This is a genomic window from Pseudomonas sp. St386 (assembly GCF_018325865.1).
Classification (GTDB): domain Bacteria; phylum Pseudomonadota; class Gammaproteobacteria; order Pseudomonadales; family Pseudomonadaceae; genus Aquipseudomonas; species Aquipseudomonas brassicacearum.
The window spans coordinates 3,777,473-3,796,450 of sequence record NZ_AP021900.1; the positions used below are offsets into that span (position 1 = coordinate 3,777,473).

The following is an 18,978-nucleotide window of genomic DNA, read 5'->3' on the forward strand; positions in this document are numbered from 1 at the left end:
CGACCGATGCCCCTCAACCTCCTGCGGCCGACGCTGCAAGGGGCCCTGCTGTCGCTGATTCTCACCGCGAACACGTTCGCCGTGGTGCCCCGCATGCCCACGGCCATCGCCGTGCCGCCCTCCAGCGTGGCACCGCTGTCATCGGCTAAACGTCCGGGCACCGAACACAGCGACCTCGACAAGTACGGCTACATCGAAGAGGAGTTTTACCTGCAAGGTGTCGCCCCGGCCATTACCGCCGCGGGCAAGACTCTCTTCGAGGCGCCTTACACCACGCGCATCCTGGTACGTAAACCGGCGGACCCGGCGCACTTCAACGGCACGGTGGTGATCGAGCCGTTCAGTTGGTTTGGCGAGCGCGCCGCTGGATGGATCCTGTCCCGTGATTACTTGCTACGGCGTGGCTACGCATACGTCGGCTACACGCTGAACATGAACAAGCCGGCCGTCGATCCCAAGTTCATCTCGGAAACCCCGGCCGCCGAGGCCGAGCAGATCGGCCAGTACGGACGGATCGTCAACTTCGAGTTCATGCGCCGCTTCGACTATGCGCGCTATGCGCCGCTGGGCACCTATTACGATCCAGAGCGCTTTACCCGCGGTGAAGGCCCCGATCCATTCGTTCCACAGTCACAGGGGATCGCGGCGCAGCTGGCGTTGCTGCTCAAAACCAATGCGGCACAAGGACCGCTGGCAGGCCTCGACGTGCAGCGCGTGTACGTCAATAGCTGGGCCGTGACCGCACAAGCCTGGATGGACTACCTCGACCAGGGCCGCCACCAGCAATGGCGCATGCCCGACGAAAGGCCGCTGATCGATGCCTACATGACCGGGCGCATGGCCTATGGCGAGGTGGGTGGCGACGTCATTCGACTACCCCGGAAGATGCCCGACGGCGTGCCGTTCGTGACCGTCTACAGCCAATCCGAACTGATGCACGACGTGATCGAAGGCATCGACTTGCCGCCAGACAGCGACAGCCCGCAGCTTCGCTACTACGAAGTGACTGGCATGCCGCACCTGCGGCTGGCCGACCTCGGTACGGAACATACCGAACTGTTTGCCGCCGACGTCGGCAAGGGCGACGACCCACGGTGCCGGACGCTGTACGACGAGCCGGCGGAACTGGTCGTCTCGGCGCTCCTGGACGGCATGGACCAATGGGTGCGCGAAGGCAAGGCCATGCCGAAGTCGCCGCGGGTCGTGCGCGAGGGCAAGGCCGCCGTGCGCGACCCCGCCAGCGGCAACCTGCAAGGGGGCGTGCGTCCGCCGTGGATCCAGGTGCCCAGCGCGGCCTACCTCACGGACCAGGAGACCGGCTGCGGCCTGATCTATGACACCAAGGAGCCCTATTCCAAGGACGTGCTGCGCCAGCGCTACGGCAGCTTCAGTCACTACGAACAGGCATTCGAGGACGCCAAGCGCCTCTCGATCAAGCAAGGCTACCTCCTTCCGGAAGACGCAACGGGCCTGCGTCCGATCGCAAGACCCCAAGACTTCTAACCCCATGCGGAAGCAAAGCAAATGTCATCAGAACTCATCATCGCCTGGATCTATGCATCACCGTTGAGCACCGCCATCAGGGACCTGTCCTGGGTCGTGCCGACCATCCAGAGCGTTCATATCGTCGCCATCGCGGTGATCTTCGGCGCCGCCGTGATCTCTGATCTGCGCCTGGCCGGCGTGTTTGCCACCGACGAGCCCATGGCTGGTGTCGTGCGCCGTTATTTCCCGTGGATGCGCGCCGCGCTCATCGTCCTGCTCCTCACCGGGCTGGTCATGATCATTGGCGAGCCAGACCGTGTACTGGTCAACACGACGTTCTGGCTGAAGATGTTCCTGGTCCTCGCCGTGTTCACGCTGGCCTGGTCAATCCGGCGTCCATTGCTGCGCCCCGCCGCTCAGGCGCAAGGCGATGACGAGAAGCCTGCCATCAAGGCACTGGCCTGGCTATCGATCGCCCTGTGGTGCGGCGTGATCTTCTGCGGTCGCTGGATTGCCTACTGATCCCAGCGTTTTCAATGAACGTTTTTCTCAGGTATTCGCCATGGACATCCAATCGATACTGCAAGCCCTCGAAGACACCTCTGTCGCCGCCTACATCAGAGAGTCGGGCTCGTTTTTTCCAAACCTGGAGTCGGTGCATGTGATCGGCATCGCCCTTGTGTTCGGGACCATCACCGTCGTCGACTTGCGCTTGCTTGGCGTTGCCTCCCATCGGCGAAGCGCGCTACGGCTGATCCAGGAACTGCTGCCATTCACCTGGGTCGCTTTCGCAGCCTGCGTGGTCACCGGCCTGCTCATGTTCACCTCCAATGCCACCACCTATGCGCAGAACAGCGTTTTCTGGTGGAAGATGGGCCTGTTGCTGCTGGCGGGCGTGAACATGGGGATATTCCACCTGGGCGCCTATCGCCGGATCGACGAATGGGACACGACCCTGCCGCCTCCCAACCAGGCCCGTATCGCTGGGTTCAGCTCGTTGACGCTGTGGGTGAGCGTGATCTGCCTTGGCCGCTGGATCGGGTTCGTCTGATGGCTCGCCTGTCGCACACCTGCCCCGGCGATGACGCCAACGGCGCGATCCAGGTCGTGCGCCCGGCTTCCAGCCGCTGGGAATCGCTGGCCCTGTTGCTTGCGGCCCTGGTAATCATTGCCAGCGTGACAGGCTATGTGCTGTTGCGCCCACAGCACGCCGGCCCACCGACACCCTTGAGTTGGCAGGTGCGCTCCTTCGATGGCCTGGGTGCGGTCGACCAGGCCATCCACAGCGCCCTGCTGCCCGCCGGTGAAGAAATCATCTGGAACAACAACGACACCGGCGGTTGGATCACGCTGGAGCAGGCTCAGAAGATCTTGCTGCCGCCGTTCTATCGAGACGCCTTCTGGAAAACCAATGGCGAGGTGCACTGGCAGTTGATTTTGCCTGGCACGCACCTACCCCATGCCGGTTCCGTCGATGATCACGACGACGCCGACACCCCGCAAGCCCCTAGCCCCAGCGACGTATCGCAAGCCACCCAGGGCCAGGGCGCCACGGTCTACTACGGCTCCGGCGGTCACGCGCCCGGCCAGAGCGCCTATCTGCTCGTCATTGGGCACGCCCATGCCGGCGTCATGTGGGCCAACCAGGCAACGATCTGGGTCCATCGCGACCCGAACGCGCCCTACCCCGGCATCGTCAAGCCTGAATCGCTGGTCGGTAGCGGTTGGCGCCAAGTCATCCCTTACAACGGTGCCAGCGAAGTCGAACGTGTAAAAGGAAACCAGCCATGACCGTTTCTACCAGACACCGCGCACTGTGGCGTCGTTGCCTTGCGCTGCTGGTGCTGATACCCGCCATCGCACTCGCTGGCCCGACTGCGCCCTTGGGCAAGAAGCTCAAGATCGGCGTCACCCTGCACCCGTACTACAGCTTCGTGGCGAATATCGTCGGCGATCGGGCCGAGGTCGTTGCGCTCATTCCGGCACAGGCGAACCCGCATAACTATCAGCCGCAGCCCGACGACATTACCCGCGCGATGACCCTCGATGCCCTGGTCGTCAACGGCATCGGCCACGACGAATGGGCCTTCCAGATCATCAAGGCCGCCGGCCGCGGGGCGACACTGCCGATCATCCAGGCCAATGCCTCGGTGGCCCTCATTCCCATCGGCGGCGACCAGGACGGCGCCAAGGTGGTCAATCCGCATACCTTCGTTTCCACCACGGCCGCGATACAACAGGTCTTCGAGATCACTCGCCGGTTGGGGGAGCTGGACCCGGGCAACGCTGCGGCGTATCGACAAAACGCCCTGGCCTATGCCGCGCGCATCCGGGCGCTAAGAGCCGGCTTCATGACCCGCTTCGCCGCGCTGGATTTGTCTTCGTTCCGCTGCGCGACCACCCATGCCGGCTACGACTACATGATGCAGGAGTTCGGCCTGTTCGTGAGCGCGGTGATCGAGCCCCGTCATGGCGTCGCGCCGACCGCGCGCCAGTTGGCCAACACCATCGACGCCATCAAGAAGGCCAATGTAAGGGTGTTGTTCGCCGAGAAAAATTTCTCCCTCGATCTCGCCAAGCCTATCGAAGCCGCCACCGGCGTGAAGGTCTTCTCGCTGTCTCACATCACCGGCGATACCTACAGCGCGGACGAATTCGAGGTGGCGATGCGCGAAAACCTCGAGACCTTGGCCGAAGCCGTTGAGTTCATGCAGCGATGAAGGAGAGACAAGCGATGCGCGGTCCCGCCATAGTGTTCGATAACGTTTCCCTGCGACTGGGAGGCACGCAAGTGCTTGAAGACGTCAGTTTTCGGGTGGAAGCCGGTGCGCTGCACTGCCTGGTCGGTCCGAACGGTGGCGGCAAGACTTCCCTGGTACGCGCACTGCTGGGCCAGATGCCGCATTCGGGAACGGTCCGCTTCGAGGGCGAGGTCACCACCCCCGTGGGCTATGTCCCGCAATTGCCGGACTTCGACCGCAACGTGCCGATGACGGTCAACGATCTCATGGCCCTTCTCGGTCAACGCCGGCCAGCCTTCCTGGGCTCCAACCGATCCGCCAAGGCGGCCAATGCCGAGGCCCTGTCGCGTACCGGCGTGGCCGGAATGGGCGCCAAATCCTTTGGCAGCCTGTCCGGTGGCCAGCGCCAGCGAGTGCTGCTGGCCCAGGCGATCAGTCCGGCGCCCTGGCTGTTGATCCTCGACGAACCAACCGCCGGCATCGACGAATCGGGTGTGCGCCTGGTGGAGGCGCTGGTGGCCGAGTTACACGGCCGTGGCGTCACCATCCTGTGGATCAACCATGACCTGGAACAGGTCAGGCGCATCGCCCAATCGGTGACGGTTATCAATCGCAGAGTGCTGTTCCATGGCGCCCCCGACCAAGTCACCTACTCGCTGGAGGGGGCCCAATGAGCGCCCTGTACGATTTCATTCGCAACCACCTGCAGGCGCTCGCCGCGAGTGGCATCCTGCCGCAGCCGTTCGAGTACGAATTCGTGATCAATGCGCTGCTCTGCGCGGTGCTCATCGGACCGCTGCTGGGCGTGCTGGGCTCGATGGTGATGATCAAGCGCATGGCGTTCTTCAGTCAGTCCGTCGGCAATGCGGCGATGACCGGCGTTGCCATTGGCGTGCTGATCGGCGAATCCTACACGTCCCCCTACTTCTCGATGTTCGGCTTTTGCTTGTTGTTCGCGCTGACACTGAAGTACACGCAGCACCGCACCACGCTGGCCAATGACACGCTGATCGGCGTGTTCCTGTCCATCTCACTGGCGGTCGGTGCCTCGCTGTTGCTGTTCGTGTCGGCGAAGATCAACACCCACGTGATGGAAAGCGTGTTGTTCGGCTCCATCCTGGCGGTGGACCACACCGACATGAATGTGCTGCTTGGCGTCACGGCGATATGTGCGCTGCTCGGACTGCCGCTGTACAACGGCATGCTGTTGGCCAGCCTCAATCCGAGCCTGGCACATGCCCGCGGCGTGCGGGTGCGAAGCGTCGAGTACCTGTTCGTGGTGCTGGTCACCCTGGTGACGGTCGCCTGCCTGAAAATCATCGGCGCCGTGCTCGTCGAAGCCCTTCTGCTCATACCGGCAGCGGCAGCACGCAACATCAGTCGTTCACTCCCGGGGCTGGTGGCGCGCGCCATCCTGATCGCGACCTTTTCCTGTGTGGTGGGCATCCTGGCGCCGATGCAGTTTCACATTCCCGTGCCAACGGGCGGCGCAATCGTGATAGTCGCCGCCCTGGTGTTCATCGCCACCACCGTCATGCGCGCTACCGCGTCCCGGTTCAGGGGAGCCAGCGTATGAACAGGCAATGGCTCTACAGGTCCTGGCTGACGATGCTGGCACTGCTGTTGGGCAGCCCGCTTTCGGCCCTTGCCGACACTAGCCGGCAACAGGTGCTTGTCGCACTGCCTGCCGTGTATGCGCTCACCTCGGCACTCAGCGACGGCACGACCGTTGAGGTCGTCCGTGTTCCGGCGGACGCGGCCGTGCCCATGGAAAGCCAGGCCAACGCGCTGTCGCGCCTGGACGCCGCGGTATTCCAGCAGGCCGAAGCCGTGGTCACCCTCAGCAGTCTCTGGCGCGCGGATCCGCTGTATGCGGCGGCACGCCGGCAAAATCTGCGGATCGTCGAGATCGATGCCTCGCGCTCATGGGACACCATCAAGCCCGGCGTGGCCGCGACCCGCGCGCCATCGAACGACGTTCCCTGGGCCGCCGCGAGCGATGCCGATGAGGGGCAATCCCCGTACGCCTGGCTCGGCCCCGTCAACGCCATGCGCATGTCGGCGCTGATCGCTGCCGACCTGGCACGCCTGGCCCCCACCGATGCGCCACGGATAGAGCGCAACCTCGCCGCACTCGAAGGCCGCTTGCGCCGGCTCAAGGCCGACTACGGTGCCCGGCTGACGGCAGTGCCGGACCTGCGCGTGCTGTCGCTGGCCAATGAGTTCATCTACCTGTTCGGCGAGTTCGGCGTCTTTGTCGACGGCTGGTTCGTCCAACAGGACATCGACTGGAGCGACGCTGACTGCGCTGCGCTGACCCAATACCTGCGCGAGCGTGACATCCGCGTGGTGGTCCACAAGTGGGCACCGGACGCCAGAATCGCCAAGGCCATCGAGGACGGCGGCGCACGGCTGCTGATACTCGATACGGGCAACCCGGGAATGCTCGCCGACAAGGCCAACGGATACGAAGCACTCCTGGGTTCGAACCTGGAGGCCCTGCTGGCGGCCTTTGCTACGACTGGCAACAACAACACGAGGGGCGATGGTCAGTCGCCTCCCCAATGACCGATCTTGGCGGCGAGACGTTATGAAATTCATAGGTTCAGCATTGCGGCTAGCGATGGCAGGCGCTCTGGTGTTCTGCCAGGCAACCTTCGCCCATGGCCCGGTCTTCGATTGCTACATCGAGGGCGATAACCAGGTGAAGTGCGAGGCGGGCTTCACCGATGGCAGCTCGGCCACCGGCAGAAAAATCCATGTCCAGGACCCGAGCAACAAGGTGTTGCTCGAAGGCGAGGTTGGCAAGGACAACACCTACATGTTCCAGCCCCCCGCCGGAAACTACTCCGTGGTGTTCCTCGGTGGCGCCGGCCATGAAATCACGATTCAGTCTTCCGACATTTCAAGGTGAAAGCGACTATGACGTTCAAACGAAAACTGCTCCAGGCCCTTGCCGCTACGACACTCACTGGCTTGACCGGCGCGGCACAGGCCCATTTCCAGATGCTTTACCTCGAGGAAACGGCGCTGCAGCGCGCAGAAAAACTCGAGTTCGCCCTGGTGTTTACCCACCCCTTCTCCGGCGGCCCCACCATGGCCATGAATGAACCTCGCGCCTTCAGCCACAGCAGCTCCCATGGCGGGGAAAAAGTCGATCTGCGCAAATACTTGCGCCCCGTCGAGTGGCAAAGTCGCGACAACCGAACGACAGCCTATCGTGCCTCGATTCCACGAGAGCTGGTGCGCTCACTGGGCGACCACATCTTCGTCCTCGAACCCGAGCCCTACCTGGAGACCGAGGAAGATGTCTATATCCAACAGTTCGCCAAGCTCATCGTGAACGTCGGTGGAGTCCCCAGTAACTGGGCAGAACCACAAGGGTTGCCGGTGGAAATCCAGCCATTGAACAAGCCTTATGCAAACTGGACCGGCGGCGTGTTCCGCGCCGTGGTGCTGGCCGATGGCAAGCCTGTTCCGTTCGCCGAAGTCGAAATCGAATACGTCAACCATTCCGTTGATCTCGAGAAAAACGCCTTCGGCCAGCAAGACTATGTCACAGCCCCCCAAGCGTCATTCAAAGCCCAGAACACCTACGCGGACGCCCAAGGTATCGTGACCATCGGCCTGCCCCGGGCCGGCTGGTGGGGCATCGCCGCGCTCGACATCGGTGCGACGAAAACCTACAAGGGCAAACCCCTGTCGCAAGACGCGGTGCTGTGGGTGCAGGCCAGGGACATGAAGTGACCCGACGCCAAGGCTCATAGCGTTTTCATCCGCAGATGTTTACCAGTGAGCCTTTGCCCTGCCCTCACCGCTTACGGCGAACAAAAATGCCAGCGCCAGGGCAGCTCGCCAGGTAGCGGAACGCGCGAGAAGCGTTGCTCATGCATTCACGTCCACGACAGTGCGTCCGCGCACCTTGCCCTCCAGTACCCGAGCGGCAACGGTCGGCACCTCTGCCAGGCCAACCATCTGGGTGGTGCGGGTCAGCTTGCTCAAATCAAGGTCCTGGGCGAGTCGCGACCATGCCTGCAGGCGCACCGCTTGCGGAGCATTGACCGAATCGATACCGGCCAGGGTTACGTTACGCAAGATGAAAGGCAGCACCGAGCCAGGCAGATCCGCGCCCTGGGCCAGGCCGAAGGCAGCGACAACGCCGCGATATTGGGTTTGAGCCAAGGCATTGGCCAGGGTGTGGCTGCCCACCGAATCAATGACGCCAGCCCAGCGTTCCTTGCCAATCGGTGCGCCCGGCTGCGACAAGGTGTTGCGGTCGATGACCTGCGTCGCCCCAAGGTCGCGCAGGTAGTCGCCCTCCTCTTGCCGTCCGGTCGAGGCGATCACTCGATAGCCCAGGCCCGACAGCAGTGCGATGGCCACCGAGCCGGCGCCGCCGCTGGCACCGGTGACCAGGATATCGCCTCGATCCGGGGTCAGCCCGCCATGCTCCAATGCCAGGACACTGAGCATCGCCGTGTAGCCTGCGGTGCCGATGGCCATGGCCGCCTGGGTCGAGAATACTTCCGGGATCTTTACCAGCCAGTCACCGCTCACCCGCGCCTTCTGCGCAAAGCCACCGTGGTGGGTCTGGCTCAGCCCCCAGCCGTTGACCAGCACACGCTCGCCGGCCTCGAACCCCGGGTGACTGGACGTCTCGACGATACCGGCGAAGTCGATGCCCGGAATCAGCGGAAACTGGCGAATGACAGGTGAACGGCCACTGAGGGCCATGGCGTCCTTGTAGTTCACGGTCGAGAACTCGATCGCGACGGTAACGTCACCGGGCATCAGGTCCTCTTCCTTGAAGTCGACCAGATGGGTCGAAATCGCTTCGCCGGTTTTGGTCGTGAGCAGCGCCTTGAATGTCATTGTTCTTGTCCTGTTCGTTCAAACGGATCGTCATCGCTGCCCTGCAGATGCAACAGACACGGCAACGGGTATGGCCAGGCCGAGTCAGTGTGCCTGAGAAGGCCGTTTGGTTTCGAGTTGCAGCGCCCTGCGGATGCCCGTGTCCAGCAAGCGCGCCGGAGCAAAGCTGCGCATGAACTGCAACTGGCCGGCCGCTTTGCCAGCGGTATAGCGCAACTTCGGACGCTCGGCACGCGCGACCTGGAGTACCACTTCAGCCACCACGTCGGGGCCGTCGGCGGTCGCCATGGCCTGGTTCACCACTTTCGTCACTTTTATCCGAATGTCTTCATACACGTCGAGCTTGGCATCGGGTTGGAGGTTGTTGCTCTCGAATTGAGTCTTGGTATAGCCGGGCTCGACGACCGTGACCCTGATGCCGTGGGTACGCAATTCGTGATCCAGGGCTTGCGAATAACCTTCCACCGCATGCTTGCTGGCTGAATAGAGGGCCGCGTAAGGAACAGGCACGATGCCGAGGATTGAGCCGATGTTGATGATGCGGCCAGCACCCTGGCGGCGCATGTGCGGCACCACCGCGCGCGTCGTGCGTACGATGCCTAGGAAGTTGGTATCGAAAAGGGCCTTGGCCTGCTCGACAGAACTCTCCTCCGCTGCGGCGGGCGCGATGCCGAAGCCGGCATTATTGACCAGCAGATCAATCCGCCCCTCCAACGTCAGCAGTTCCTGGATGACCGCTTCGACGCTGGCATCGTCAGTGACATCGAGCACCAACAGCGGAAACCCTTGCTGCCCCGCCTGCCCGCCTCGTCGGCTGGTGCCGTAGACGCTGTAGCCTGCGGCCACGAGCTTGTGTGCAATGGCTTCCCCGATACCGGATGAAGCGCCGGTCACTAACGCTACGCGTTTGTTGATCATCATGAATGTCCTTCCGGTTATCGACGTTATCCGGTCAGAGATCGCAACTGTGGTCCTGGATCATCGACTGGCAGCCTTATGATGATGATCATAATCGTAGCGGTCAATTATTTTGATGCTGATCGACATCAATAATGTCGACAGCAGCGTTGCTCCAGCGCTTGAATGGATCAGTGCGCATGAAATCAACGAATTAATAAGGAGTCGACGAACCTGTGGCGAGGGCGCTTACTCGCGCCCTCGCCACAGGCTTACCATTTTCTTGAGTGAGCGGCATTACTCCGGTCCAGCCGGGAGCCAGAACCATTCTATCAAGCGACTAGATCATTGGCGCTGAGTGTATTGACACCCACCAATTGGATTTCAAAATCCGCCCCAAGGTCGCCGTTGACATTGCCATAAAGAACATGGTCGACAAAACGCAGCTGTCCGGCGCTCGTGAAATCATCCGAATTGATGAAGCTGAACTTGTCGATCAACGAGGTCTGGAAATTGGCATCCAGTCTCGATAGGTCAATTTTATCGCCCTGGAGGCTGCTGAAGTCGAAAATGGTGTCGCCGGTACCGCCTTTGCCCAGTTCGTTCAATGCACTGAAGACGAATCGGTCGGCACCGGTGCCACCAATGAGCATATCAGTGCCTGTGCCTCCAACCAGGATATCGTTGCCAGCACCACCGTCGAGCCTATCGTTTCCCGCTCCACCGGCCAGCACATTATTGCCGGCGTTGCCGGTCATCACGTTGTTCAGGAAGTTGCCGCCGCCATCGACCTGGGCACTGCCGGCCAGCGTGAGGTTTTCCAGATTGGCCCCAAGGCTCCAGCTTATCGAGGAGATTACGGTGTCGAGCTCGCTCGCCGACGTGCTGGTTTCGCGGATAACGTCGTTGAGGTTGTCGACCACATAGATGTCGTTGCCAGTGCCACCAATCAGCGTGTCGTTGCCACTGCCGCCATCCAGCACGTTGTTGCCGGCGTTGCCGGTCAGCACATTGTTCAGGTAATTGCCGCCGGCGTCTTGGGCACTGCCGGTCAGCGTGAGGTTTTCAAGGTTGGCCCCCAGGCTCCAGCTTACCGAGGAGATGATGGTATCGACCTCACCCGCCAGACTGCTGGTTTCGCTGATGATGTCCTTGAGGTTGTCGACCACGTAGATGTCGTTGCCAGTGCCACCGATCAGCGTGTCGATGCCGCTGCCGCCGTCCAGCACGTTGTTGCTGGCGTTGCCGGTCAGCACGTTGTTCAGGTAATTGCCGCCAGCGTCCTGGGCACTGCCGGTCAGCGTGAGGTTTTCCAGGTTAGCCCCCAGGCTCCAGCTTACCGAGGTGATTATGGTATCGACCTCACCCGCCAGACTGCTGGTTTCGCTGATGATGTCCTTGAGGTTGTCGACCACGTAGATGTCGTTGCCAGTGCCACCGATCAGCGTGTCGATGCCGCTGCCGCCGTCCAGCACGTTGTTGCTGGCGTTGCCGGTCAGCACGTTGTTCAGGTAATTGCCGCCAGCGTCCTGGGCACTGCCGGTCAGCGTGAGGTTTTCCAGGTTAGCCCCCAGACTCCAGCTCACCGAGGAGAGCACGGTGTCGATTTCGCTGGCCAGGGTGCTGGTTTCACTGGCGATGTCCGCAATGTTATCAACCACGTAGATGTCGTTGCCGGCCCCACCGGTCATGACATCCTTGCCAGCCAGGCCATTCAGGACATTCTCCAGCGCATTGCCAATCAGGGTGTCGTCATTGGCTGAGCCGACGGCGTTCTCGATTTTAGCACCGTACGCGATCGCCAGCCCTTCATTGAAGGCCGTCTGGGTGCTGAGGTCCATGAACGCCTGGCCAATTTTGCTGAACTGGCCTTCATTCAAATTGATGCGCACAGCCGCGCTCTGATTGCTCGCATCGATCGTGTCAGTGCCGCCGGCGTCCCAAATTGTCTCGAAAACCGATTGGCTGGCCCCCCAGCTATACGTGTTATTACCGGTCTGCCATTGAGTATTGGCCCCATAGAGACTCTGGATGGCGGCAATGTCCAGCAGCATGGGGGTGGTCGGTTCATAAGAATACGAGGTGTTGTAACTCATGATCGTATTGCTGACATCATCGAACTGACTTGCAAGCACTGTGGCGTTTGACAGGCTTTGGGAGAACGGGTGCTTGAGGCCAAGTGCATGGCCGATCTCATGCATAAAAACCAGGTAGTCGTATGTGCCCTTGTCAGGGGTCGGGTTGTTCGTCACTGGCCCGAGCCAGACATCACCGCCGCTGGGCGTATCTGCGGGAAAATAGCCCCAGGCTGCGGTGTCACTATCCATATTCAGATAACCGCCGAATCGCAGGTCGCCTACGGTGGTGGTGGACTCGCTGACCTGGGTGAATTTGATATTGGCAACCGAGCTCCACATGCTGAGCGCACTGGTAATGCCACTTTGCTGGGCTGACGTCAGGACGTAGCCGGCCTCATACTCATTTTCACTGCTGTAGATGCTGGCAAAACGCGAAGTCTCAGTCATGAAACTGTACGTCAGCGGCGTGGTGAACGTACCAGTGCTCCAGGTGTTGCCCATCCAATAGGTACCGACCAGCAAGCTGTCGACTTGCGCATTGCCGGTCAGTGTTGCCGACGAAGAAAATGAATAACCAACTGGAGTAGGCATGCGAAGCTTCCTGTGAACGATCTGCGGCCTTCCGAAATGCGGCCGCTACAAAGGGGTTATTTTGCATCAGAAACAGTGAAAGCGATATCACTTAGCCACTATTCCATGCCTTGAATCCACTAATTATGGTGCAACCAGCCATTCATTGGCCTGGCGAATATCCCCATCTCCCAATCTTCCGCTCCAGCGATGCAGCACCAGCAAGCTGGTCACGAACGTGTATTGGGACTGATAGAAATCACGCCGTGCACGAAACTCATCCTTGATACTGTCCAGCACATCGACTGCATTCTTTACGCCGTAGCCGAAGGCTTTTTCCGTGGCTACCCGAGACTTTTCAGCCGATTCCAGCGCACGCCGTGTTGCCTTGATCCGGCTGAGTTCGGCCGTCATGCCGAGATAAGCGGTGCGGGTTTCCTTGATGACCTGGCGACGCAAGGCTTCCAGCTCTTGCTGGGCGGCTTCCTTGTCACTTTCGGAGCTCGATACCCGTGCGCGGGTGGAGCCCCCGCTGTAGAGCGGCATCTGCAAGTCCAGGGATGCGACGAGGTTGTCCGAGCGAGGCGTCACGGCGCCTTCATAGCCAATATCACTGCGTTGCGCCGTCAGGTTCAGGCCCAGCCGAGGAAGATGACCCGCCTTGTTTTCATCGATAGCCGCCTCGGCGGCGCGGACACTGTGCTCGCGGGCGTGCAGTGCCGGGTTGCTGTCGAGCGCCGTCTGCACCCAGTAATCTTGCGCCTGGGCCGGCAGGCTGAAGGCTGGATTGTCGCCGATGCGCTTGAACCGCTCGCTGACATCGCGCCCCACCAGTTCGGAAATGGCTTCACGACTGACCAGGACTTTGTTGCTGGCTTCGATCTCGTCAGCCTTGAGCGCATCCACTCGCGCCTCAAGGTCGAGTGTGTCGGTCACCATCGCCATCTGCCGCGCGTACAAGGCCTTGACTCGCTTGAGGTTACGTTCGGTCGCCTCCAGCTCGCTGCGCACCAGCGACAGCTCGTCCTCGGCCGCAAGAACAGCGAAGTAACGCTCGGATAAATCAATGCTGGCCTGCACCTGCGTATCGGCCGACTCGTAGCCACTCTGCCGGGCCAACTCAATGTACTTCTGGTAACTGCGCCAGACCTGCGGATCGTAGATCACCTGATTGAGCACCACTGCCATGCGTTTGCCGTTGTACTGGATACGGTTCAGTTCGTCGTCGCGCCGGCTGCGGTTGACGCTGCCGCTGGCGTTGAGCTGTGGCAATAATTGACCAAAGGCCGCGCGCTCCTTGCCCTCGCCGCTTCGAACCAGGGCTTGTGCCCGCAGGACACGCGGATCAGCGCCCTGCGCTTCCTGGTGCAATTGCCACAGGTCGACATAAGTATCGTCAGCGAGCGCTCCCAGCGGCATGAGGGTCAGGCACAGCGTGATCAGGAACTTCATCTCAGTCCTCGATCAACGAACGGGCGAACACATTGCTCGCCGGCTGTATCAAGTATTGCAACAGCGTTCGCGCGCCCGTATTGACCAGCACTTCGACCGGCATTCCCGGCACCAGGGTCAGGTTGCCCAGTGTCTGACGCCCTTTGTCCGTCAGCGCCACGCGGGCCAGGTAATAGGCCGTGCCGGTGTCCTTGTTGATCAGGCGGTCGGCGGAAATCTGCAGCAACCGCCCTTCGATGACGGGCGTGGTGCTGCTCTTGAACGCGCTGAAGCGAATGTCCGCCAGCTTGCCCAATGCGATGCGGTCGATGTCCATCGGCGACACTTGCGCCTCGACGATCAGTTCCTCGTTCGCCGGAACGATGTCCAACAGCGCAGTGCCTGGGCTGACCACGGCGCCGAGGGTATGGACCGTCATGCCCATGACCATTCCGGACTCGGGCGCGAGGATATCGGTCCGTTGATCGCGGTCCTGCAGGGTAGCCAGTCGCTCGCGCAGTTCGTACACCTTGGTCCGTGCATCGCCCAACAGGCCGGCGACTTCGCTGGCGAAGGTCTTTTTCAACTGCAGTATCTTCAATCTCGCCTCGTCGATATGGACATGCGCTTGCGCAATCTCGGACTGGCTTTCAGCTATTTCGGTTTGCAGGCGAGAGAGGCTGCGCTCCTGCTCGCGCAGTCGCTGTTTGTCCACGTAGCCTTCGGCAAGCAGTGCCCGCAAATCGACTATTTCTTCTTGATAGGAAGCCGCCAGCGCCTGCTTGCTGGCGATGATGGCCTTGAATCCGCGAATCTGTTCTTCGATTTGTCCGATGGTCTTCTCTTGCAAGCCGATTTCGCCCAGCAGCGAGGTCCGTCGGGCCTGGAAGATCCGGGCTTCACTGTCGCGGGCCTCTTGTACTCGCGGGTCCGCGGGATCCAGGGCAGGCACCGCCAGAGGCTCGGGCAGTGCGTCACGTTCAGCCTCCAACCGGGCTTGCAGTTCGAGCGTGGCGATCAACTGGCTGCGCATGGCTTCCATTTCCGAACGGGCCTGGGTGTTGTCCAGCACCAGCAAAACATCGCCGGCTTTCACCCGATCACCGTCATGCACGCGCAGTTCGCGCACGATGCCGCCTTCAAGGTGCTGCACCGTCTTGCGGTAGCTTTTGACCGTGACCACGCCCGGCGCGAGTGCCGAACTCTCGAGCGGGGCCAACGCAGCCCAGCCACCGAACAGGCCAAAGGTGACCAGCAGCATGAGGTAGCCGACGCGCCTTACCGGCGTGTCATCGACAAGCAACGTGGTGGATGAGTGTTGACTGTTTTGCATGAATTCGCTCATCCGCTTCCTACGGTTGAATTGCGGCAGCATGGCGGGCCGCAGGTGTCGCATCGCGCAAGCGGGCCAGGACCTGGTCCCGCGGCCCGAACAGACTTAGTTCGCCATGATTGAGCACCAGCAGTTTGTCCACCTGCGCCAGCACCCCGGGTCGATGGGTAATGACAAACACCGTGGCCCTGCTCTGCTTGAGTTTTTGCAGCGCCTCGGCGAGCATTTTTTCGCCGGCCTCATCCAGGTTGGAGTTTGGTTCATCGAGCACCACCAGGCGCGGCTCACCGTACAAGGCGCGCGCCAGGCCGACACGTTGCCGCTGGCCGCCGGACAATCCGCCGCCATTGGCGCCGATCAAAGTGTCGTAGCCATCGCTCAGTTGCAGCACCAGCTCATGCACACCCGCCATGCGCGCGGCAGCGACCACGGCAGGTGCGTTCACCGGGCCGAAGCGGGAAATGTTCTGGCTGATGGTGCCCTCGAACAACTCGATGTCCTGTGGCAGATAGCCGATGTACGGGCCCAGCTCCTCCCGACGCCATTGGCTGATGTCCGCGCCGTCCAAGCGTACGGTGCCGGCCAGGCTAGGCCAGACGCCCAGCAGCGCCCTGGCCAGGGTCGACTTTCCAGCACCACTGGGACCAATGATGCCCACCACTTCGCCCGCAGCCACCTGAAAGCCCACGCCGCGAATAATCGGCTTACGAGCGTCGGGGGCCCGGCCGAAAGGCCCTCGACGCAAATCGCCCCTTCAGGTGCCGGTAGCGACATGCGTTCAGGCTCGGCGGCAATCTTGAGCAGCAATTCGTGCAGTCGGGCATATTGCGAGCGAGCGCCCAGGAAACCTTTCCATACGCCGATCAACTGATCGATGGGCGCCAGCGCGCGCCCTAGCAAAATCGAGCCGGCAATCATCAGCCCGGACGAAATCTCGTGATTGATCGCCAGATAGGCGCCCAGGCCCAGCACCAGCGATTGAACGATCTGTCGGAATGTCCTGGAAACCGACGTCATGGTTGCGGCGCGGTCACTGGCCAGGCTTTGCAGCGCGAGGACCTTGTGGGTTCGCCCGCTCCAGTGCTGGCGCAGGCTGGCAAGCATGCCCATGGACTGCACCACTTCGGCATTGCGCAAGCTCTTGTTGGTGAACGCAGTGGCCGCCATCTGTTCACGGTTGGCAGTCTGTAGCGGCGAGTGGGTGAGCTTTTCGTTGGCAAAGGCCAGCGCGCCCAGCAACACGGCACTCACGATCCCCATCCAGCCGTACCAGGAATGAAACATAAACATGACAGCCAGGTAGATCGGGATCCACGGTGCGTCGAAAAACGCAAACAGGCCATTGCCCGTCAGAAACTGGCGCAAACCGTTCAGATCGCTCAAAGGCTGGGCGGTGGCATTCATGCCACTGGTATTGAGCGCCTGCTTGAAACTGGCGTCGAACAGGCGCTGGCTCAGCAGCGTGTCCAGGCGAGTGCTGATCCGCACCATGATTCGCGAACGCACCCACTCCAACCCCCCCATGGTGATCATCAACAGCAACATGATCAGCGTCAGCATCAACAGCGTCGACAGGCTGGCGCTTCCTACCGCGCGGTCATACACCTGCAGCATGTAGAACGAAGGAACCAGCATCAGCAAGTTGACGAAAAAACTGAAAAAACCAACAGAAAGAAAACTACCTTTGCAGACGGCAAGGGCGCCTTCCAGTTCGGTTCTGGAATGGGCTGACATGGATCATTACCTGAGGTCCGATTCTGATCAAACCTGAAAAATCACAAGGGCACAGGTGCGTGGGCGCCTGGAGTATCTTTCGGCGGCCCCCCACTGGAGCGCCCGCGAAATCGGATCTACCGCGTTGTATCGGCACGTTTGAGCGGTTCTTAAAGAAAAATTGAAAATGAAAAGCGCCCTTTTTGGCCTAGGTTTTATGAGTAGGTCTTAGGGGGTAGGAGCGAACTTGCTCACGAATGCGGTGGTTCAGTCAGATGGATATTGGGCTTGCTGGCCTCATCGCGAGCAAGCCGACTCCTACAGAAACGCGGTCCACATCAAGAGCCAGGTCGGCTGTAAGGCCGCCTCGCCGTGGACGTTGATCTCGGGCACACCGAGCCTAGGCGAAGTGCCGAGTGGTGAGGCATGAGCGCTTTGGTTACTTTCGCCTGGGCCGGCATTCCGGCTTTTCGAAAGTGACCCGCCGTAAGGGCGGAACCATAAGCGGCCGTTACCGCAGCAACGGATACACACACCGCCCCCCAACTACCCACCCTCACGCCTCCCAACGACGAAACAACACGCTGGCATTGACCCCACCGAACCCAAATCCATTGGAAAGCGCATGGGTAATCGGCATCTTCCTGGCCTTCAGACCAACCAGATCAAGCCCCGCAGCAGCCTCGTCAGGATGAACCAGGTTCAGGGTAGGCGGGACAATCTGGTCCCGAAGCGCCAACACCGTAAAAATAGCCTCAATACCACCAGCCGCCCCCAGAAGATGCCCTGTGGCCGATTTGGTAGAGGTAATCGCCACACCGGAGTCCGTGCCGAACACCGAGCGAACGGCGGCCAGTTCCCCGCTATCGCCGACCTGGGTGGACGTCGCGTGAGCATTGATATGTTGCACATCCGAGGGGCTGACAGAAGCCTGGCGCAGCGCCTGTTCCATCGCACGCCGAGCGCCGTTGCCGTCTTCCGGCCCCGCCGTCAGGTGATAGGCATCGGCGCTGGTGCCATAACCCACCAGTTCCGCCAGGGGCTTGGCGCCACGTGCGAGAGCGTGCTCCAGCGACTCGATCACCAGCAATCCAGCGCCCTCGGCCATGACAAAGCCGTCGCGATCACGATCAAAGGGCCGCGAGGCCTCTTGCGGGCGCTCGGCAAAACCGGTGGACAGTGCGCGGGCGGCGGCAAAGCAACCCAGGGTCACGCGATCTATCGCCGCTTCCGTACCGCCGCATATGGCGATATCCGCTTCGCCGCTTCGGATGAGCCTGGCCGCGTCGCCAATGGCCTGAACCCCGGCCGCACAAGCGGTTACCGGCGCGCCCAGAGGTCCTTTGAAACCGTGCCGGATGGATACGTGCCCGGCCGCCATGTTGGCGAGAAAAGCCGGTGCCGTGAACGGCGACAATCGGCGCGGGCCACGCTCATCGGTGGTGCGTACGGCACCGGCAATCGCGCCAAAGCCACCCACGCCCGAGGCGATGAGGGTCGCCGTCCGCTCCTGGTCGTGGGCATCGGTCGGTTGCCAGCCAGCCTGTTGCAACGCTTCCTCGGCCGCCACCAGCGCGAACTCGATGAAGCGATCCATCTTCTTGCGATCCTTGGCCGGGATGATGCGTTCCGGGTCGTAACCGGCGATGGCGTCCTCCTCCAACGAAGGTACCTGGCCGCCCACGGCCACGCCAGTTCCCTCGGTAAGATCGCCAGACAGGATGCGAATGCCGGAGCGCCCGGCCAGCAGGCGCTGCCAGACTTCTTCAACGCCACAGCCCAACGGGCCGACAATGCCCACGCCAGTGACGACGATGCGTTTTTGACCTTGGGAAGTCATCATTGAAACCTCTTCATA

General features: G+C 61.4%; 16 protein-coding genes and 1 pseudogene. 10 read left to right on the forward strand and 7 right to left on the reverse strand.

The annotated features are described in order from the left end of the window. The first annotated feature begins 6 nt into the window (after positions 1-6). Genes KI235_RS16545 through KI235_RS16590 form a run of 10 tightly spaced genes read left to right on the forward strand, consistent with a single transcriptional unit; the run spans position 7 to position 7,973 of the window. Positions 7-1,503, forward strand: coding sequence for an alpha/beta hydrolase domain-containing protein (locus tag KI235_RS16545; RefSeq protein ID WP_244864255.1), 1,497 nt, complete (start codon positions 7-9; stop codon positions 1,501-1,503). Positions 1,504-1,524: 21 nt separating this feature from the next. Further along, positions 1,525-2,007 carry a DUF6644 family protein gene (locus KI235_RS16550; protein WP_039012134.1) on the forward strand — a complete coding sequence of 161 codons (483 nt, stop codon included), beginning with the start codon at positions 1,525-1,527 and terminating at the stop codon, positions 2,005-2,007. Positions 2,008-2,047: 40 nt separating this feature from the next. Then, a complete protein-coding gene (locus KI235_RS16555; protein WP_039012135.1) occupies positions 2,048-2,536 on the forward strand; it encodes a DUF6644 family protein in 489 nt (162 codons plus the stop codon). Continuing rightward, positions 2,536-3,276, forward strand: coding sequence for a hypothetical protein (locus KI235_RS16560; RefSeq protein ID WP_027911574.1), 741 nt, complete (start codon positions 2,536-2,538; stop codon positions 3,274-3,276). The genes KI235_RS16555 and KI235_RS16560 overlap by 1 nt, the downstream gene beginning before the upstream one ends. Next, positions 3,273-4,205: a zinc ABC transporter substrate-binding protein gene (locus tag KI235_RS16565; RefSeq protein ID WP_039012138.1), complete on the forward strand. Its 933-nt coding sequence runs from the start codon at positions 3,273-3,275 to the stop codon at positions 4,203-4,205. Before KI235_RS16560 ends, KI235_RS16565 begins: the two co-directional genes overlap by 4 nt. A gap of 14 nt (positions 4,206-4,219) precedes the next feature. Then, positions 4,220-4,900, forward strand: coding sequence for a metal ABC transporter ATP-binding protein (locus tag KI235_RS16570; RefSeq protein WP_235395283.1), 681 nt, complete (start codon positions 4,220-4,222; stop codon positions 4,898-4,900). Then, entirely contained in the window at positions 4,897-5,802 is a 906-nt protein-coding gene (locus KI235_RS16575) for a metal ABC transporter permease (RefSeq protein ID WP_027911577.1), read from the forward strand. Before KI235_RS16570 ends, KI235_RS16575 begins: the two co-directional genes overlap by 4 nt. Then, complete coding sequence (locus KI235_RS16580; protein WP_235384585.1) at positions 5,799-6,794, forward strand: metal ABC transporter substrate-binding protein; 996 nt, start codon at positions 5,799-5,801, stop codon at positions 6,792-6,794. The genes KI235_RS16575 and KI235_RS16580 overlap by 4 nt, the downstream gene beginning before the upstream one ends. A 55-nt stretch (positions 6,795-6,849) precedes the next feature. Continuing rightward, positions 6,850-7,140: a hypothetical protein gene (locus tag KI235_RS16585; RefSeq protein WP_223527778.1), complete on the forward strand. Its 291-nt coding sequence runs from the start codon at positions 6,850-6,852 to the stop codon at positions 7,138-7,140. An 8-nt stretch (positions 7,141-7,148) separates the two neighbouring features. Beyond that, positions 7,149-7,973 (forward strand): DUF4198 domain-containing protein, encoded by an 825-nt coding sequence (locus KI235_RS16590; RefSeq protein ID WP_027911580.1) that lies wholly within the window; start codon positions 7,149-7,151, stop codon positions 7,971-7,973. Positions 7,974-8,111: 138 nt separating this feature from the next. On the opposite strand, the gene KI235_RS16595 is transcribed toward KI235_RS16590, so the two are convergent. The 7 genes and pseudogenes from KI235_RS16595 to fabF form a co-directional block, all read right to left on the reverse strand. Continuing rightward, positions 8,112-9,098: an MDR family oxidoreductase gene (locus KI235_RS16595; RefSeq protein ID WP_043042660.1), complete on the reverse strand. Its 987-nt coding sequence runs from the start codon at positions 9,096-9,098 to the stop codon at positions 8,112-8,114. 84 nt (positions 9,099-9,182) lie between these two features. Then, the gene (locus tag KI235_RS16600; protein ID WP_043042667.1) at positions 9,183-10,016 is read right to left on the reverse strand and encodes an oxidoreductase; all 834 of its coding nucleotides are present in this window, start codon (positions 10,014-10,016) and stop codon (positions 9,183-9,185) included. A 311-nt stretch (positions 10,017-10,327) separates the two neighbouring features. Beyond that, positions 10,328-12,664: a M10 family metallopeptidase gene (locus KI235_RS16605; protein ID WP_212795170.1), complete on the reverse strand. Its 2,337-nt coding sequence runs from the start codon at positions 12,662-12,664 to the stop codon at positions 10,328-10,330. 123 nt (positions 12,665-12,787) lie between these two features. Further along, positions 12,788-14,095, reverse strand: a complete 1,308-nt coding sequence (locus KI235_RS16610) for a TolC family protein (protein WP_123350701.1) — start codon at positions 14,093-14,095, stop codon at positions 12,788-12,790. 1 nt (position 14,096) lies between these two features. After that, complete coding sequence (locus tag KI235_RS16615) at positions 14,097-15,407, reverse strand: HlyD family type I secretion periplasmic adaptor subunit (protein WP_027911584.1); 1,311 nt, start codon at positions 15,405-15,407, stop codon at positions 14,097-14,099. Between the two features lie 19 nt (positions 15,408-15,426). Next, positions 15,427-17,141 (reverse strand): annotated as a pseudogene (locus KI235_RS16620) (type I secretion system permease/ATPase). Between the two features lie 535 nt (positions 17,142-17,676). Beyond that, positions 17,677-18,963: a beta-ketoacyl-ACP synthase II gene (gene fabF / locus KI235_RS16625; protein ID WP_043042662.1), complete on the reverse strand. Its 1,287-nt coding sequence runs from the start codon at positions 18,961-18,963 to the stop codon at positions 17,677-17,679. Positions 18,964-18,978 lie beyond the last annotated feature (15 nt).

What these genes read in the sequence shown, in the direction of transcription:
- KI235_RS16545 (WP_244864255.1), top strand. Translation starts at nt 7, where the DNA reads ATGCCCCTCAACCTCCTGCGGCCGACGCTGCAAGGGGCCCTGCTGTCG.
- KI235_RS16550 (WP_039012134.1), top strand. Translation starts at nt 1,525, where the DNA reads ATGTCATCAGAACTCATCATCGCCTGGATCTATGCATCACCGTTGAGC.
- KI235_RS16555 (WP_039012135.1), top strand. Translation starts at nt 2,048, where the DNA reads ATGGACATCCAATCGATACTGCAAGCCCTCGAAGACACCTCTGTCGCC.
- KI235_RS16560 (WP_027911574.1), top strand. Translation starts at nt 2,536, where the DNA reads ATGGCTCGCCTGTCGCACACCTGCCCCGGCGATGACGCCAACGGCGCG.
- KI235_RS16565 (WP_039012138.1), top strand. Translation starts at nt 3,273, where the DNA reads ATGACCGTTTCTACCAGACACCGCGCACTGTGGCGTCGTTGCCTTGCG.
- KI235_RS16570 (WP_235395283.1), top strand. Translation starts at nt 4,220, where the DNA reads ATGCGCGGTCCCGCCATAGTGTTCGATAACGTTTCCCTGCGACTGGGA.
- KI235_RS16575 (WP_027911577.1), top strand. Translation starts at nt 4,897, where the DNA reads ATGAGCGCCCTGTACGATTTCATTCGCAACCACCTGCAGGCGCTCGCC.
- KI235_RS16580 (WP_235384585.1), top strand. Translation starts at nt 5,799, where the DNA reads ATGAACAGGCAATGGCTCTACAGGTCCTGGCTGACGATGCTGGCACTG.
- KI235_RS16585 (WP_223527778.1), top strand. Translation starts at nt 6,850, where the DNA reads ATGGCAGGCGCTCTGGTGTTCTGCCAGGCAACCTTCGCCCATGGCCCG.
- KI235_RS16590 (WP_027911580.1), top strand. Translation starts at nt 7,149, where the DNA reads ATGACGTTCAAACGAAAACTGCTCCAGGCCCTTGCCGCTACGACACTC.
- KI235_RS16595 (WP_043042660.1), bottom strand. Translation starts at nt 9,098, where the DNA reads ATGACATTCAAGGCGCTGCTCACGACCAAAACCGGCGAAGCGATTTCG.
- KI235_RS16600 (WP_043042667.1), bottom strand. Translation starts at nt 10,016, where the DNA reads ATGATCAACAAACGCGTAGCGTTAGTGACCGGCGCTTCATCCGGTATC.
- KI235_RS16605 (WP_212795170.1), bottom strand. Translation starts at nt 12,664, where the DNA reads ATGCCTACTCCAGTTGGTTATTCATTTTCTTCGTCGGCAACACTGACC.
- KI235_RS16610 (WP_123350701.1), bottom strand. Translation starts at nt 14,095, where the DNA reads ATGAAGTTCCTGATCACGCTGTGCCTGACCCTCATGCCGCTGGGAGCG.
- KI235_RS16615 (WP_027911584.1), bottom strand. Translation starts at nt 15,407, where the DNA reads ATGCAAAACAGTCAACACTCATCCACCACGTTGCTTGTCGATGACACG.
- fabF (WP_043042662.1), bottom strand. Translation starts at nt 18,963, where the DNA reads ATGATGACTTCCCAAGGTCAAAAACGCATCGTCGTCACTGGCGTGGGC.